This window comes from Pararhizobium qamdonense (assembly GCF_029277445.1).
In the GTDB taxonomy this organism is placed as follows: Bacteria; Pseudomonadota; Alphaproteobacteria; order Rhizobiales; family Rhizobiaceae; genus Pararhizobium; species Pararhizobium qamdonense.
In genome coordinates this window covers 1456267-1471864 of record NZ_CP119566.1, presented here as the reverse complement: position 1 = coordinate 1471864, position 15598 = coordinate 1456267, and the positions used below count along the sequence as shown (strand labels likewise).

18 protein-coding genes are annotated in these 15598 nt (G+C 60.1%); 6 read left to right on the top strand and 12 right to left on the bottom strand.

Annotation, left to right across the window (positions count from 1 at the left end; genetic code table 11):
- Window positions 1-63: 63 nt before the first annotated feature.
- The gene (gene ptsP, locus PYR65_RS07155) at window positions 64-2331 is read right to left on the bottom strand and encodes a phosphoenolpyruvate--protein phosphotransferase (protein ID WP_060639528.1); all 2268 of its coding nucleotides are present in this window, start codon (window positions 2329-2331) and stop codon (window positions 64-66) included.
- 90 nt (window positions 2332-2421) lie between these two features.
- The gene (locus PYR65_RS07150) at window positions 2422-3675 is read right to left on the bottom strand and encodes an aspartate kinase (protein ID WP_060639527.1); all 1254 of its coding nucleotides are present in this window, start codon (window positions 3673-3675) and stop codon (window positions 2422-2424) included.
- Between the two features lie 221 nt (window positions 3676-3896).
- Here PYR65_RS07150 and PYR65_RS07145 point away from each other — a divergent pair, with 221 nt between their 5' ends.
- Window positions 3897-4301, top strand: a complete 405-nt coding sequence (locus tag PYR65_RS07145; protein WP_060639526.1) for a host attachment family protein — start codon at window positions 3897-3899, stop codon at window positions 4299-4301.
- A gap of 334 nt (window positions 4302-4635) precedes the next feature.
- Here PYR65_RS07145 and PYR65_RS07140 read toward each other — a convergent pair whose 3' ends face one another.
- Together PYR65_RS07140 and PYR65_RS07135 are read right to left on the bottom strand one after the other, a co-directional pair.
- On the bottom strand, window positions 4636-5058 hold the full coding sequence (locus PYR65_RS07140; RefSeq protein WP_276120462.1) for a hypothetical protein: 423 nt from the start codon (window positions 5056-5058) through the stop codon (window positions 4636-4638).
- A complete protein-coding gene (locus PYR65_RS07135) occupies window positions 5058-5696 on the bottom strand; it encodes a SatD family protein (RefSeq protein WP_276120991.1) in 639 nt (212 codons plus the stop codon). Before PYR65_RS07135 ends, PYR65_RS07140 begins: the two co-directional genes overlap by 1 nt.
- Before the next feature lie 241 nt (window positions 5697-5937).
- Between PYR65_RS07135 and ppk2 the strand changes: the two genes are divergently transcribed.
- A complete protein-coding gene (gene ppk2, locus PYR65_RS07130; RefSeq protein ID WP_276120461.1) occupies window positions 5938-6840 on the top strand; it encodes a polyphosphate kinase 2 in 903 nt (300 codons plus the stop codon).
- Between the two features lie 252 nt (window positions 6841-7092).
- On the opposite strand, the gene PYR65_RS07125 is transcribed toward ppk2, so the two are convergent.
- Window positions 7093-7590: a winged helix-turn-helix transcriptional regulator gene (locus PYR65_RS07125; protein WP_276120460.1), complete on the bottom strand. Its 498-nt coding sequence runs from the start codon at window positions 7588-7590 to the stop codon at window positions 7093-7095.
- Between the two features lie 90 nt (window positions 7591-7680).
- Between PYR65_RS07125 and PYR65_RS07120 the strand changes: the two genes are divergently transcribed.
- Entirely contained in the window at window positions 7681-8340 is a 660-nt protein-coding gene (locus PYR65_RS07120) for a glutathione S-transferase family protein (RefSeq protein ID WP_276120459.1), read from the top strand.
- A 39-nt stretch (window positions 8341-8379) separates the two neighbouring features.
- Here the strand turns inward: PYR65_RS07120 and PYR65_RS07115 are convergent, their stop codons facing one another.
- The 5 genes from PYR65_RS07115 to PYR65_RS07095 all read right to left on the bottom strand — a co-directional run bounded on the left by PYR65_RS07115 (window position 8380) and on the right by PYR65_RS07095 (window position 12474).
- Entirely contained in the window at window positions 8380-8991 is a 612-nt protein-coding gene (locus PYR65_RS07115) for a PIN domain-containing protein (RefSeq protein ID WP_276120458.1), read from the bottom strand.
- Between the two features lie 2 nt (window positions 8992-8993).
- Window positions 8994-9347, bottom strand: coding sequence for a hypothetical protein (locus PYR65_RS07110; RefSeq protein WP_276120457.1), 354 nt, complete (start codon window positions 9345-9347; stop codon window positions 8994-8996).
- A gap of 322 nt (window positions 9348-9669) precedes the next feature.
- Entirely contained in the window at window positions 9670-11016 is a 1347-nt protein-coding gene (locus tag PYR65_RS07105) for a sensor histidine kinase (RefSeq protein ID WP_276120990.1), read from the bottom strand.
- A 2-nt stretch (window positions 11017-11018) separates the two neighbouring features.
- Window positions 11019-11681, bottom strand: coding sequence for a response regulator transcription factor (locus tag PYR65_RS07100; protein WP_276120989.1), 663 nt, complete (start codon window positions 11679-11681; stop codon window positions 11019-11021).
- Between the two features lie 142 nt (window positions 11682-11823).
- Window positions 11824-12474: a DUF1705 domain-containing protein gene (locus PYR65_RS07095; protein ID WP_276120988.1), complete on the bottom strand. Its 651-nt coding sequence runs from the start codon at window positions 12472-12474 to the stop codon at window positions 11824-11826.
- A gap of 282 nt (window positions 12475-12756) precedes the next feature.
- Here PYR65_RS07095 and PYR65_RS07090 point away from each other — a divergent pair, with 282 nt between their 5' ends.
- Together PYR65_RS07090 and ubiG are read left to right on the top strand one after the other, a co-directional pair.
- Complete coding sequence (locus tag PYR65_RS07090; protein WP_276120456.1) at window positions 12757-12918, top strand: hypothetical protein; 162 nt, start codon at window positions 12757-12759, stop codon at window positions 12916-12918.
- Window positions 12919-13334: 416 nt separating this feature from the next.
- Window positions 13335-14081: a bifunctional 2-polyprenyl-6-hydroxyphenol methylase/3-demethylubiquinol 3-O-methyltransferase UbiG gene (gene ubiG / locus PYR65_RS07085; protein WP_276120455.1), complete on the top strand. Its 747-nt coding sequence runs from the start codon at window positions 13335-13337 to the stop codon at window positions 14079-14081.
- Window positions 14082-14114: 33 nt separating this feature from the next.
- Here the strand turns inward: ubiG and PYR65_RS07080 are convergent, their stop codons facing one another.
- Window positions 14115-14681, bottom strand: coding sequence for a GNAT family N-acetyltransferase (locus tag PYR65_RS07080; protein ID WP_276120454.1), 567 nt, complete (start codon window positions 14679-14681; stop codon window positions 14115-14117).
- Window positions 14682-14979: 298 nt separating this feature from the next.
- Here PYR65_RS07080 and PYR65_RS07075 point away from each other — a divergent pair, with 298 nt between their 5' ends.
- Window positions 14980-15207, top strand: a complete 228-nt coding sequence (locus PYR65_RS07075; RefSeq protein WP_276120453.1) for a hypothetical protein — start codon at window positions 14980-14982, stop codon at window positions 15205-15207.
- 105 nt (window positions 15208-15312) lie between these two features.
- Here PYR65_RS07075 and PYR65_RS07070 read toward each other — a convergent pair whose 3' ends face one another.
- Complete coding sequence (locus PYR65_RS07070; RefSeq protein WP_276120452.1) at window positions 15313-15594, bottom strand: ribbon-helix-helix domain-containing protein; 282 nt, start codon at window positions 15592-15594, stop codon at window positions 15313-15315.
- Between the last annotated feature and the right edge of the window lie 4 nt (window positions 15595-15598).

The following is a 15598-nucleotide window of genomic DNA, read 5'->3' as shown; positions in this document are numbered from 1 at the left end:
CCCCCCTTGCGGGGGAGATGTCGGCGTCGCCGACAGAGGGGGGTGGGTGCGGCCAATGCGGCCCTACAACGGAACCCCAGTCTGCGCCGCAAACTCCACCAGAAGATCGCGCACCGGCGTGTGGTCGCGCTTGTCGTCCAGCGCCGCGTGCAGCATGGCCGAGAGCTTGTCGATGTCGAGGGCCAGGAGCATCGCCTTGACCGGCCCGACCGCCGTCGGCGACATCGAGACGGAGCGGTAGCCGATGCCGAGCAGCGCCATTGCCGAGAGCGGCTTGCTGGCCATCTCGCCGCACAGCGTCACCGAGGTGTCGTTGCGTTCCCCCGCCCGCACGATGTCGCGCAGGATGCGCAGGAACGGCCGGCCGAGCACGTCGAACCGGTCGGACACCCGCGCATTGCCGCGATCGACCGCCATCGAGAACTGGAACAGGTCGTTGGAGCCGACCGAGACGAAATCCACCTCGTCCATCAGCTCGTCCAGCTGCCACAACAGTGCCGGCACTTCCAGCATGGCGCCGAATTGCAGCTTGCGCGGCAATTGCTCGCCGATCTTCGACTGCCGCTGGATTTCCTTCTGCAGCAGCTCGCGCACCGTGCGCAGCTCGGAGACCTCCGTCACCATCGGCAGCATGATGCGCAGTTCCTGGCCCGCAGACGCCCTAAGCATGGCGCGCAATTGCGTGCGCAAAAGGCCGGGACGGTCAAGCGACAGGCGGATCGCCCGCCAGCCGAGCGCCGGGTTTTCCTCTTCCGCCGCGCGGAAATAGGGCACGACCTTGTCGCCGCCGATATCGAGCGTACGGAACGTCACCGGCTTGCCTGCCGCCTGTTTCATGACGTTGCGGTAGAACAGCTCCTGCTCTTCCATTTTCGGCATGGTCGATGCGATCATGAACTGCAGCTCGGTGCGGAACAGGCCGATGCCCTCGGCGCCGGATTCAGCCAGCTGCGGCAGATCGACCAGAAGGCCGGCATTCATCTGCAGCTTGATCCGCTTGCCGTCCAGCGTCACCGGCTCGACGCCGCGCAGCGCCTTGAACTGCTCCTGCTTGCGCGCCCGCAGCCTGACCTTTTCCTCATACGCCCGCTGCAGGTCGGCCATCGGCCGCAAATGCACCTTGGCATCGTCGCCATCGACGATGATGGCGTCGCCATTTTCAGCCAGCGCCACCACACCCGCCGCCTGGCCCACCACCGAAATACCCATGGCGCGCGCCACGATCACCACATGGCTGGTGACGGCTCCATCTTCGAGCACCAGGCCGCGCACATTTTCGCGGGGATAATCGAGCAGTTCGGCTGCCCCCATGGCGCGCGCCACGACGATCGCGTCGTTGGGAAAATCCGTCGCCGACATTTTCGCGCCATAGCCGGTCAGCTGCCTGAGCAGCCGGTTGGCGAGATCGTCGAAATCATGCATGCGCTCGCGCAGGTAAGGATCCGTCAGGCGGATCATCCTTGCCTTGGTTTCGCTCTGCACGCGTTCGACCGCCGCTTCCGCCGTCAGGCCGTTGCGGATCGCCTCCTCGAGCTTTCTGACCCAGCCGCGATCATGCGCAAACATCCGGTAGGCTTCCAGAACCGCGCGGTGTTCGCCTTCCATGGATACGTCGCGGCGCGACAGCATGTCGTCGATCGAGATCCGCAGCGATCCCAAGGCTTCGGCCAGCCGGCCAAGCTCATGGTCGGTATCGTCGTTCAGGAGATTGGTGACGACGATGCGCGGCTCATGCAGCACGACATAACCGAGGCCGATCCCGTCGTTGAAGCTCGAGCCGTCGATCGTCACCGGCCGCGAAAGGTCGAGTTCCAGCCCCGGACGCGTGAGCTTCTTCAGCTCGCCGGTCGCCACCATCTCGGCCAGCACCATCGCCGTCGTTTCCATCGCCTCGACTTCGTCGTCGCGATAGGTGCGGCTTGCCTTGTTCTGCACGACGAGAACGCCGAGAGAGCGGCCGGTGCGCAGGATCGGCACGCCGAGGAACGAGTGATAGATTTCTTCGCCGGTTTCCGGAAGGTAGGTAAAGGCCGGATGCGCCTGCGCGTCCGAAAGATTGAGCGGACGGGCGGATGCCGCGATCGTGCCGACGAGGCCCTGCCCCATCTTCAATTGCGCCAGATGCACGGCGTCCTTGTTGAGGCCTTCCGTGGCATAGAGTTCGAGCACGCCGTCGGAGCGCAGCACGTAGACCGAACACACTTCTGCGACCATGTTCTGCGCAATCTGGCGAACAATCTGGTCAAGGCGATCCTGCGGCTCGAGCGGTTCCGCCATCAGTTCGCGCAACCGCTTGAGCAGGACGCGTGGACCTGCAGAGAGGTCTCTCATCGCGCAACGTCTCCGAAATAAAAGTCAACAACTGCAGGCGGCAATTTGTTCCGGCACACTGGTGCCAAACCGTCTTCGCCGCTGCCTGTCTTAACTCTTATCCAGACCGTAGACGGAATGCAAAGTGCGAACGGCCAATTCGGCATAAGCACCATCGATCAGGATGGAAATCTTGATTTCCGAGGTGGTGATTGCCTTGATATTGATGCCTTTTTCGGCAAGTGCGCGGAAAGCGGACGCAGCGACGCCCGCATGGCTGCGCATGCCGATGCCGATGACCGAGACTTTGACGAGGCCTGATTCGTTCTGGATGACGTCGAAGCCGACCTGGGCCTTGGCGTCGTTCAAAACCTTCAGCGCCTTGTCGACGTCGGTGGAGGGCACCGTAAACGTCATATCGGTCTTGGAACCGTCTTCGGAAATGTTCTGGACGATCATATCGACATTGATATGGGCCTCGGCCAGAGGTCCGAAGATCGCCGCCGAAACGCCTGGCCGGTCGGCCACGCGCCGCAGCGAAATCTGCGCTTCATCCTTGGCATAGGCGATGCCGGTGACGACTTCCTGTTCCAAAATCTCATCCTCATCACAAATCAGCGTACCGGGCGGGTTCAGAAAATCGCCCATGCCCGGCGCGTCGGGGTCTACGAAACTGGAGCGCACGAAGGTGCGAACCTTGAATACCATGGCAAGCTCGACCGAGCGAACCTGCAGGACCTTGGCGCCGAGCGATGCCATTTCCAGCATTTCCTCAAACGCAATCTTCTTCAGCCGCTTGGCCTTCGGCTCGATGCGCGGATCGGTTGTGTAGACGCCATCGACATCGGTATAGATATCGCAACGGTCGGCCTTGACCGCAGCGGCAATCGCCACCGCCGACGTGTCGGAGCCACCGCGCCCCAGCGTGGCGATCCGGTTGTCGGGTCCAAGGCCCTGGAAGCCGGCAATGACGGCCACTTGGCCCTCGCCGAAGCGGCGGATCAGTTCCGCGCCGTCGATTTCCAGAATGCGCGCCGCACCATGGGCGTTATCGGTCCGGATCGGGATCTGCCAGCCCTGCCAGGAGCGGGCATTGATGCCGATATTCTGCAGCGCCAGTGCCAGCAGACCCGAGGTCACCTGCTCGCCCGAGGCGACCACGGCGTCATATTCGCGGGCATCGTGCATCGGCGAGGCATCGCGCGTCCAGGCAACCAGCTCGTTGGTCTTGCCGGACATGGCCGACACCACCACCGCAACCTCGTGGCCGGCATCGACTTCACGTTTCACATGGCGGGCCACATTCCTGATGCGATCCATATCCGCGACGGACGTGCCGCCGAATTTCATCACGATGCGTGCCATGTGCCTCTACCGGTCGAAAATTGCGTCGCGCGCGGGCGCGATTTTTAAAAGTTGCGGTCTCTTAGCGAAATTGGGGGCGGCGTGCAATGGCGGCGCATGGCGCTTTTGGACCGCAGTCAGGGCGTCATGGAACGATCCCCGGCCAGGCGGGTTATTCCAGCTTAGAAACAAGCATTGCCACCCACCGGTGGAACACGCATTGCACAGCATGGAGACCAGATATGAACCTTCCCCAGAACACGATCATTGCCGTAGCCGATGGCGAAAAACTGAGCCTGTTTCAAAACGAGGGCGATGCGGCCAATGTGAAGCTGAAGGCAATGCCTGCGGAAGATATCGACGCCTCGAAAATCTCCTCCGGCGGCCGCCATTCCAGCAGCGCCGCCAACCCGGATGACAGCCAGCAGGAAGAAGACGGCTTCGGCAACGGCGTCGCCAGCATGCTGAACAAGCAGGTGCTCGACGGCAAGATCAAGAGCCTGGTTATTATCGCTGCACCCCGCACCCTCGGCGAGATGCGCAAGAGCTACCACAAGTCGCTCTCCGACATCCTGATCGGCGAACTGGACAAGGACCTGACGGGCCACTCGATCCAGGACATCGAAAAGGCGCTCGCAGCAGCCTGAGGCTCTATCAGAACCTCCGATTTAACCCGAACGGCCCGCCATCACCGGCGGGCCTTTTGAGCGTTTCGTCTTTAAACGGAAGCATTCTACCGGAAGGAATTTCGGTTTGACTGAAAAAGGCGGCCCACTGTGCCGGATGGTTGGCCCGATCAATCGGCAGGGCTCTGCACTATCCTTCTTGTGGCACGGCCGTTTTAAGCCAACAGAACCGCGTCCGTTTAAAGATGAAGCGCTCTCATGGCCCGCCGCTTACGTTGGCAGTTTCACTTTTCATAGCCGAATATTCACTAGGCGCTGATGAGGTGCCACGGATTATTTTGCCGAGATTGACATCTCAGTTGGCGGGTAAAGTTGGCTCAAGACCAAGCACCACGACAACCTGTTCACGAATGTTGATGCCAAAACGATGATCGTATGCAGACCATGCACTGGTTACCACCAATGCCCACAGGATGCTGAAGAGCGAGCCGACCAGAAAATATTCGGCAAACTCGCGCTGATCCATTTTCTGGAATCTGGCAACGGTCTTGAGCGCAATAACAGCGGCCAGGATTTCCCAGCTATGCACAACAATTCCCACGGCCAAAATCAGGCGTTCCAGGATCCCGATCACCCGGCCTGCGCTATGGCTGGGTCCCGGCGTCTCCAAGGTCGCATCTGTTAGTCCGGTAAGCTTGAAAATCTTGCGGCAAATCCAATTACCGCCCCAAGTTAACATGAAAATCGCAAGAACCGTGTACGCGATCGCATGGACCATTATGTCGCTCTCTTGATGGCGAAAGAGTGATCCAAGCCGGCTAGCGCCTGTTGGACCGCCTTCCAGTGAAGCAGATAGAGATCGAAATTGCCGGAATTCCTTACCTTATAAATTGTGTGTACCGAGACGTTGCGGCGTTTGGCAAGTTCGTTGGGACTAGCGCCTTGTAACAAGGCCTGGATGTCGCGGCGTTGGGTGTCAGTCCAATTGCGCTCGATTGCAGTGAGGCTTGCACCGCTGGCCTCCAGCAACGTTTCCAGCGCAGGGTGTTCAGGAATGTCGAAGCGATAGAAAGTATCCGAGCGCTTCTCGTTGAGACGTATGCGTGTACTCGCAAGACCGGGCCCCATCATATTCCAAGCGCGCTGGGTATTGAGCGGTGTCTTCAAGGTTGCAACGCCTATGGCGAAGCGGCAGTCAATTCCGTCGCTCATCAGGTCGTACCTGATTTCCCGAGCGATTTCTGCGGCCTTCAAAAGCGATGTGACAAGTCCCTGAAATTCGTCTCCAAGCGTGATCGTAAGGGGGGATGCCAATGCCTCCCCATGCAGACTATTCTGCCGCTCTATTGCGGCGTTAAATCGCACGTGAAGCTGTTCCGTAGAGGCGTTTCTCTCACTCTGAACGAGATCTCCCATCAGGACAGCGAAATTTTTCGAAACGTGACCCATAATAGGGTCAAATGTAAAATGTAACCATATTTGGGTCAATTAAAATATTGACCCAAATATGGGATAGGCACGAATAATGTGAAAAACCCTTCACGCCGCATCCTTTGTCAGCTCAAAAAGAACTTTAGTTCGCAACCGCCACAACCGCCTGTCACATACCTGTCATCAAACCCTGCTCCTGTGCCCGCGACCAACGGGGATGTGACCAATGATCGACCAACTCGACCGCATCAAGGCGGAAATTGCCGACAGCTTCGACGAGGAGCTGGAAATGCAGATGGAAGAAGACCGGCTCGACGAGCTGGTTGCAGAGGGCATGTCGGGGCCTGCCGAACCGTCGCTGGAACGCAAGATCTATTTCCGCGAACTGTTCCGGCTGCAGCACGAACTGGTGCGCCTGCAGGACTGGGTGCAATACAAGAAGCTTAAGGTCGTTGTCCTGTTCGAAGGCCGCGACAGCGCCGGCAAGGGCGGCGCCATCAAGCGCGTCACCCAGCGGCTCAATCCGCGCGTCTGCCGCGTCGTTGCCCTGCCCGCACCGACCGAGCGCGAGAAGAACCAATGGTATTTCCAGCGCTACGTCTCGCAGCTGCCGACTGCAGGCGAAATGGTGCTGTTCGACCGCTCCTGGTACAACCGCGCCGGCGTCGAGCGCGTCATGTGCTTCTGCACGCCCGAAGAGCTCGACGAGTTCTTCCGCACCGTCCCGGAATTCGAGCGCATGCTGGTGCGCTCCGGCATTATCCTGATCAAATACTGGTTCTCGATCACCAACGAGGAACAGGAATTCCGCTTCCAGATGCGCATCCATGATCCTCTCAAACAGTGGAAGCTGTCGCCGATGGACATGGAAAGCCGCATCCACTGGGAGGACTATACCAAGGCCAAGGAAGAGATGCTGGCGAAAACCCATATCGAGGAAGCCCCGTGGTGGGTCGTCCAGGCGGTGGATAAGAAGAAGGCCAGGCTTAACTGCATTGCCCATCTGCTGGCGCAGATTCCGTACGAGGACGTGCCGAAACCCGAACTCGTCCTGCCCGAACGCGTCCGCCACGACGACTACACCCGCCATCCGGTCCCGCCGGAAATGTATGTGCCGGAAGTGTATTGACCGGAGCCGGGAAGCTGTGGGGGCTTGGTAAGAGCCCCTCATCCGCCCTATCGGGCACCTTCTCCCCGTAAACGGGGAGAAGGAACTTGCGGCAAACTCTTCCCCCAAACGTTAAACGCCGTCTCTCAGATTTACCGCAAGAAGCAAACTCTGTCTTCGCAAGCCGCAAACTCCGTCGTCCCCTCTCCCCGCAGGCGGGGAGAGGGCTAGGGTGAGGGGCCACCCCCGCAACGGTCAGTCCCACCACCACAATCACTCCGCCGCATTCCGCGCCACCACCGCCAGATAAGCCGCCCGCAGCTCCGCAAACACCGAACGCTCAGGCGCAGGCGCGCCCAGATGCAGGCTGCGCAATTCCGCCATGAAATCGGTCCACATCGCCGGTCCGCCCTCTTCCAGCAACTCGGCGCGGATCGAGAGTTCCTCGGATGCCCGCGTATGCCGCCTGCCCCAGGCGCCCATCTGCGCCAGAAGCGGCACCAGCTGGATCGACGGTTCGGTCAGGCTGTAAATGCCCTTCTGCTTGTGGCTGGGATCGTCGCGGCGCGACAGCAGTCCGCTCTCGGTCAGCCGCTTCAGCCGGTCGGCGAGGATATTCGAAGCAATCCCCTCTTCCGAATGGGTGAGAAGGTCGCGAAAATGCCGCCGGTTGCCAAACATCAGGTCGCGAATGACAATCAGGCTCCAGCGGTCGCCAAGCATTTCCAGGGTCAGATTGATCGGGCATCCCGATCGCTGCGCATTGTCCACGGTCTGTCCTTCGTTAAACCGCTTGCAATATAGGATCGGTTATCGTACAAAACAACCAGTTGCATATTGAAATCAGTTTGGGAGGATATGATGACACCGCAGCTCTTTGCCCACCCGTTTTCATCCTACTGCCAGAAGGTTCTGGTGGCGATCTATGAAAACGGCACCGCGTTCGACTACCGGATGCTCGCGCCTGAAGAACCCGCCACGATCGAGGAATGGCAGTCGATCTGGCCGATCAAGCGGTTTCCGGTGCTGAAGGACGGCGAAAACGCTGTCATGGAAGCGACCATCATCATCGAATATCTGATGCTCGCGTATCCCGGCAGCGTCCGCCTGATCCCCGAAGAGCCAAAGGCCGCGCTGCGCACCCGGATGATGGACCGCTTCTTCGACAATTACGTCATGACCCCGATGCAGAAAGTCGTGTTCAACCAAATCCGCCCGGAAACCGACCGCGACCCCTATGGCGTCACCGAGGCAAAGGCGATGCTTGACGATGCCTACGGCTGGCTCGACGGCGTCGTGGGAAAAAGCGAATGGGCGGCCGGCGATACGTTCAGCCTCGCCGACTGCGCCGCCTGCCCCTCGCTTTTCTATGCCGACTGGGTGCATCCGATCGCCGAAACCTTCCCAAATGTCCGCGCCTACCGCACCCGCCTCCTCACCCGCCCCTCCTTCGCCCGCGCCATCGAAGAAGCCCGCCCCTACCGCTCTTTCTTCCCCCTCGGCGCACCTGACCGGGATTGAGAGTACGCTCTTCACAACAGCACGGCGAAGAGCGCTACCTCACAGGCCGGACGATTTGCCGGATCTCTGAAGAGAATTCCAAAGCCTGCTGGGCGTAAAATCGTAACCCAGCCGCAGCCAGTGCATGACATCGAACGGGTGCGCGACAATGAGGTCGGCGGCCTCATACCTGAGAGCCTGAAGGGTTCGCCGGCCGGAAGACGCCGTGACGACCACTTGCGTATCGATGACATCCGCATCTTTGGTCATAAAATCTTTCAAATTGTCCGTCACGAGAATGTCGGCATTGGCACCGAAGGCCGTGGCCAACACGCCCGCATCCTCCGCATCGGACATCGCGAAACGCTCCTCCCCTGCCAATATGAGATAGGGATCGAGCGCATCCGGGCCGTATTTCATGATGTCGATAATCGAACTGCAATACCCGCTGACGCGTTCCGCTGGAAATTGCTGGCGGAGAAGAACCGTTTCGAGCGTCTCGATCATCTCGAAAGAGATGACGAGCTGCGCCCTGTCCGTCATGCCCCATTGATGCCGGGCGAGCATGGATACCAGGGTTTGGTTTGCGCTTCCCGTATGACCACGGTCATACGCCATGATGTTGCCCACGAAGATGTTGACATCGAGCAACACACGGACCTCACGATCCATGGTTACGTCCGGCGCGCGGCGCGGCTGAGAGCCGTTGCCTCTTCCATCATGTCGATCTCGCTGGAAGCATCCCCTGGACCTCCGAAACGCTGCTCGGATGCAAGATCGGCCGTTGCCTTCTCAAGCCGAACCCGCGCCGCCGCCGCCATCATCTCGCGCCCCAGTCTGTTGATCGTGTCCTGATCGTTTTGCGCGTTCAACTCGAGCAAAAAATCCCGCACGCCCTTGGGAAGCCCGACAAAGACCGTGATGGCGCTCGAAACCGCATTCGATACCGACCGGTTTTCCCTCGAAGCCACTCCCTTTAACTTCGTGGCGGTCTCGCTATCGACATTGGCCGAAATTGTAGATGACATCGCAGCCTCCTATAGAAACACAGCGTTTCTATATAGCTCAAACGGTGCCACTGAACAACCTGTACGTTGAGCAGAAAGTCGTGCACAAGGCTCCCGCGAAGGCCACCGCTTTTCCCCATCCCTACCTCCGGAGACAAGGTGCCCGGAAGGCGGATGAAGGGCTTACCGCAGGCTCCCCCTTCTCCCCAGCGGGGAGAAGTGCCGAGCGCATGCGAGGCGATGAGGGGGTCTTTCCGCAAATTCTGCGCGTACCGCCCCCTCATCCGGCGCTTCGCGCCACCTTCGCCCCGCTGGGGAGAAGAAGGAGGCTCACGCACACCGATCACCCAGCATCCCCAAACCGCATCACCACCTCGAACCCGCCCAATCGGCCCGTAGCGGGAGAGCGCACGTCGAAACCGGCATTCATCTGCTGCAACAACCGCTCGGCGATCGACAGGCCGAGCCCTGAGCCCGGTGATGTGGTCGCCCCGCGGCCGAAACGTTTGCGCACCGCCGCCAGTTCGTCCGGCGGCAGGACTGCAGCGCCGTTGACGATGCGGACCACGCCGCCCGTTTCCAGGCTGATGGACACCGGCTCGTCTCTATTGCCGTGCAGAAGGGCATTTTCGATCAGGTTTCGCAACACGATCGCAAAGGCATCTTCGCTATAGTGCCCCTCCAGCAAGGCCCCCGGCGCGCGCGAAAACTGCAGGCGCGTTGCGTCCGGATCGCTGCGCTGGAAATCCGTCACCACCAGTTCCAGTACCCGCGCCAGATCGACGGTCACGGTTCCGGCGCCGATGCCGGCTTCGGCGCGTGCCAGCTGCAGCAGTTTTTCGGTCGTGTGGCTGAGATTGGTCAGCGATATCCTGATCTGCTGAGCGCGCCGCTTGCGCGGGCCCTCAAGCTCGGCGATCAGCATCTGCGTCTGCGCCAGGGCGCCGGCGATCGGCGTTCGCAGCTCGTGCGCACTGTTGGCTGTAAATTCCCGCTCGGCATCGAAGGCCGCCTGCAGCCGGCTCAAGAGGCGGTTGACGGAGCTGGCGATCGGCCGCAGCTCCCGTGGCAACATGCTGGAAGGCACCGGCGCCAGGTTGCCGCCGTCCTTTTCCTCGATCGCCTCGCGCAGATCATCGACGGGCACGAGGGCCCGGCGCACGATCAGAAAGATCAACAGGATGCTGACCGGGATCAGGACCAGAACCGGAAGGAACAGCGCCATGCTGCCTTCCGTCACCGCCTCGTTGCGATTGTCCATGGCGTCGGCAACCTGCACGAAAGTCATGCCGTCGGCGGCGCTTGCGGTGTAGAAATGAAAGCTGTCATTTTCGAAGAAGCCGCGCTTGAGCGGCACGTCGAAGGGCTCCGTCGGCGCATCATGCGAGCGGATGAGGATCTTTCCGGCCGCGTCGCGAACCTGGTAGACCAGATATTCCTCTCCCAGATCCTCGGCTTCGCTTTGAAAATGCCGGGGCGATGGCGGCCCTTCGCGCCTTTGAAGATCGTCCAGCACCAAAGGCACCAGCCGCTCGGCCGTTTCCTGCAGCGAGCCGTTGAAGAATTCGCCGAACTCATCCTTCATCACCGCAACGCCGAGACCCGCAGCAATCAACCAGAAAGCCACGATCAAGCCGGTCAGCCACAGGATCAGCCGGCTGGTTATGCTGCGCGTGCGGTTTTTCGGCACGGTCACGCCGTCGCTCCGATTTTGTAGCCGACGCCGCGCACGGTCACGACATGGTCACGCCCGAGCTTCTTGCGCAGGCGGCTCACATAGACCTCCACCGTGTTGCTCTCGATCTCGGAGCCGAACGCATACAGTGCCTCCTCGATCTGCGCCTTGGAAATGATCGCCCCAGGCCGCGCCAAAAGCGTGTCGAGCACCGCCCATTCGCGCCCGGAAAGGCCAACCTCCACCTCGCCGGCAAAAACCCGCCGGTCCACCGGGCTGATCTTCAGCTCGCCATAATGGATCATAGGGGCAATATTGCCGCCATAACGGCGGATGACGGCCAGCATGCGGGCAGACAGTTCGCCCAGATCGAACGGCTTGACCAGATAATCGTCGGCACCGCTGTTCAAGCCTTCTATCCGGTCGGAAATCTGGTCATGGGCAGTCAGGATGATTACCGGCGTCGCATTGCCGGCCGCGCGCAATTCCTTCAGGAGCGCAATACCGCTGCCATCCGGCAGGCGCAGATCGAGCAGGACAAGACCATAGGCCACGGCGCGCAAGGATATGCGCGCATCGTCCAGCGTCTTCATCCAATCGACGGCATGATCGGCTGCGGCGACGTGATCGCGCACCGCTTCGCCCAATATTTCATTGTCCTCGACGAGCAGAACACGCAAGCCGCCGGTCCCCCTATCGGTCAATTCCACCGGCATTCTTATTTCCTCTTTGGGCTGCGCCGTCAAACGGCTTTGAGGCCACGGCAATTGCCCCGCCCCCTTGAGAGAGCAGGCCTTATGATCGAAACATCTCGCCAGCCGCTTAGGACGCGGTGTGCATCCGGCGTGCCGCCACGGCATAGCGCACCGCACTGACGATGGGCGCCACAGGATTGACCGTTGCGGCGAGATCGCGATGCTGGCGCAGGGCAGCTGCAAATGTGCGCATATTGGCAGTGCTGACGGAGATGAAAACGGCCAGAAGACACAGGATCAACACGAGGTTGATCTTAAACTTCTGATAGAATGGCCGGTGCCTGATCCGCACCAGCACGATCAGCAGCGAGGGCACGGCCCCAAACAGCAGCATATGGATGATAAAACCTGCAGTCAGGAAATGGCCGGCTTCAGAGCCAGCGGTCTGCGCCGCATTGCGGATCATATCGACGTCGATAATGGTGCCAAACGTATCCATGAAGCGCGCGCTGGCGGCGGCAATGATGATCAGCAGGATGAAAAATGGTTTCGTCAGATATTTCACGGAAACCATGACGCAGAGCGCCGAAAACAGCGAAAAAAGCCCGATGGCGAGCAAAAACAGCGCCGTGCTGGGCGCCCCGAGATAGCCGGCTGCCTTCGACCAGAACGTCCTGTTGGTGAGGAAAACGAGATAAAACGCCACGATCAGGCTCAACATCTCGCTACCGATGACCGGGCGCAACACGCGCGGCGTGGCGATTGGTAGGCTATGCACCGGCAAGCAACTCTCCTGCAAAACATCGAAAAGGATGGATCCGGCCGCAGCCCGCCCGCCGGTCCAAAGCTCCAGCCACGGTCCATTGGCCGCGTGCCACGCCACAGCCGTCTCCATCCCCGGCACATCTGGTCCGCTTTTCTGACAGGAGCCTGAACGCTAGGCCGGGCAATACGGGACAGCAGCCTTTGCCGCGAAAACAACAGGCGCGCCCGCATTGGCGCGTTCAGGCTGCTGTCAGAATTCCCAGGCACGTTTCATGTCAACACTGGAGATTGCTCTTTGAAAGCGCGTCGTATTCCTCTCGGGCCGGTCTATGTCGCCACCCTCATCCTGGTGATCGTCCTGATCCCGCTGATCCAGTCTTCCGGATCCCAAACCTCCGCACTGGCACACCGGCTGTCCTCGGCTGCGGCACTGAGCGTGGACAAAGCGAAACTTTAGCGCGATCGCCAGACAAGCTGGCGCTCTCTCACAGTCCGGAAACATTCACAAAGATGGCGTCGCAGTTCCACCTCCCCCTTGAGGGGGGAGGTCGCCGCAACGCGGCGGGTGGGGGTGACCCGCCGCGAACACAATTGCCCAATGCGCATGGCGCCGATCACCCCACCCCGGAGCTTCGCTCCGACCCTCCCCCCTCAAGGGGAGGGTGAAAGCAAACGCCGCAGCCCTTTCTCCCCCCTCGGCGGGGGAGAAAGCAAAATCAAGATCTTAGCGCAGCTAAGTCTTAGATTTTGCAAGAGAGGGGGTCTGCAGGGCCAACGCTACAAACTCCCTCCCCACCCGCGACACTGCCAACCCTTGACTTTCATACCCGATCGTCCGACTTCACCAGGGGTAAAGTCCAAGGAGTTCCGATCATGACCGAGCAGGCCCGCAGCACCATCGACCAGACCGAAGTCGACCGGTTTTCCGCCATGGCTGCCGAATGGTGGGATCCGAAGGGCAAGTTCCGGCCGTTGCACAAGTTCAATCCGGTCCGTCTCACCTATATCCGCGACCGCGTCTCGGACAATTTCGGCCGCGAGGCCAAGGCGCTGCAGCCGCTGAAGGGCCTGCGCATCCTCGATATCGGCTGCGGCGGCGGTCTTCTGTCCGAGCCGATGGCCCGCATGGGGGCCGATGTGGTCGGCGCCGACGCCTCGGAAAAGAATATCATGATCGCCAGAACCCATGCGGCCGGCAGCGGCGTTGCGGTCGATTACCGCGCTGTCACCGCAGAGGCGCTGGCGCAAGCCGGCGAGACCTTTGATGTCGTGCTCAATATGGAAGTGGTCGAGCATGTCGCCGATGTCGAATTCTTCATGAGCACCTGCGCTTCGATGGTGCGCCCCGGCGGCCTGATGTTCGTCGCCACCATCAACCGCACGATGAAAGCGGCAGCGCTCGCTATCTTTGCCGCCGAAAATGTCCTGCGCTGGCTGCCGCGCGGCACCCATCAATATGACAAGCTGGTGCGCCCGGAAGAACTGGAAAAGCCCATCACCGCCAGCGGCATGGACGTCACCGACCGCACCGGCGTCTTCTTCAACCCACTGTCGAACCAGTGGAACCTGTCGAAGGACATGGACGTCAACTACATGATCGTCGCCAAACGCCCGGCGTAAAGAAAGGCTTCCCTGGACCGCCGCGCCGCCGGGTCAAACGCTGTTCTTGCGCGACATCCATTCGTCCCGCAGCAGCGCATAGATGAACTCGTCGCCCCAGACGCCCTTGAACTGGTCGTTCTCAACCAGATGCGCCTCACGCCGCATCCCCAGCCGCTCGACCACCCCGACCGACCCGGCATTGGCGGCATCGAGCCTTGCAAAGGCACGGTGGAAATTGAGCGTTGAAAACGCAAAATCCAGAATGGCCCGCATCGCTTCCGTCGCATAACCCTTGCCCGCAAAGGCCGGATTAAAGATATAGCCGACCTCTACCTGCCGCGCGATCGCGCTTTCAAGCTTCAGCACCAATTCGCCGATGACGGCTGCGTCCTCGCGGCGCTCGACCGCAAACACGGCGGCATCGCCCTTCTTGCGAAGCCGGGGCACACATGCTCTCTCGAACTTTTCGGCAGCTTCGGCGTCATCGAGCGGCTCGGCATACAGATAGCGATAGACCTCCGGCAGGCGGTGATAGGCTTGAAATGCCGCAAAATCGGCGGGCACGAACCGCCGGATGTCCAGGCGTTGCGTGGAAAAGCGAAGATCGGAAAAATCCATCGGTCTTAAAACTCCAGTCTGAACACGGCCCACAGATGGATATCAAGCCGTTGAATTAAAAGAGTGCAGCACTTTTGCCAAGGATCAGCCAAGACCTCAGATACCGGGCCTGTGGCAAAAAGCAAAGACACCATCATCCCCGCCTTGTACCGCCGTGCTAGGCTGTCAAAGATCGGACCAGAAGGACCACATTCTCGCCTCGGCCGTTCAGTTCTTTGACAGCATTATAAGACCGTCAGCACGGTCAGGCGCGACGATTTCGGTTTTTTTTTCGATTGATCCGGGGCACACTCTGCGAATGACAAAGCTTCTGGAACAGGCGGTATCAGCCGCACGGAATCTCCCTACGGAAATGCAGGACGATATCGCCCGCATTATGCTCAGCTATGCCGGTGATGATGAGAGGATCATCGAACTGTCGCCGGAAGAGGAGGCTGATCTGATTGAGGCCCAAGCCGAAATGGCGCGGGGAGAGTTTGCCACCGAAGCCGATGTGCAAACCATATTGTCCAAATATCGCCTGTGAAACTACGCTATTCAAAAAGAGCGCTCGGCAGCGCGTGGCTGCTCCCTGCCGATTTCGATGTATATTCGGCGGATATCTGCCAACGCCAAAGGCGACCAGACTAAATCAGCCGGCATGTTTCTGCGCGGCGCGAAGTTCCTGGCGTAGTTCTTCCCGCAGCTGGTCAAGGTCGATGGCGACGGGTTTGCCGCTTGCCTTGCCTCCATTCCAAAGCTCGGTCAACCTGCGTGTATCGGCTTGCCGCGCCTCCCATTTGGCGGACCAGTCACGCACAGCTTCGCGGACAATTTCGCTGGTTGTGGCATAAGCACCGGTGCCTACAGCATCGCGCAGCATCGCTGCCTGCTGCGTTGTCAGCGCAACACTGATCTTCTCTACATTGGTCACGAGA